We start from the raw sequence: 378 nt of genomic DNA on the forward strand, positions 1-378 counted from the left end.
AGGTTAATTAATACCTGCTCAATTTGCTGGGCATCACACATCACTAAAGTGTCGCTGTGGGTTAGTAGCTTTAGAGCAATATGCTGCTGCGCCAAGTCTGTTTTGAATAGGGCACAACAACGTGTTACCACATCTGCAAGAGATTGCGCCTTGAGATCTGGCTTGGGCAGATTACTGATGGATCGAAAACGTGCGATAAAGGCGCTTAACCCTTCAGTGCGGCTATGCAGGGTTTGTAAGGCGAGTGCTAAGTCTTCTTTATCTTCGCTATCGGTAAAACTCAGTCCTTGTGGCAACAGACCGGTGCAGGTGTGTGCCAATGATGACAGCGGGGTAATCGAGTTGGCAATCTCGTGCGTGAGAACGCGCGTTAAGCGC

The 378-nt window shown here is 48.9% G+C and carries 1 pseudogene; it reads right to left on the reverse strand.

What is annotated here, in order from left to right:
- A pseudogene (locus tag CWC14_RS19265) lies at nt 1–378 on the reverse strand (sensor histidine kinase); the annotation flags it as partial.

The organism is Pseudoalteromonas sp. S3260, from assembly GCF_005886925.1.
In the GTDB taxonomy this organism is placed as follows: domain Bacteria; phylum Pseudomonadota; class Gammaproteobacteria; order Enterobacterales; family Alteromonadaceae; genus Pseudoalteromonas; species Pseudoalteromonas tetraodonis.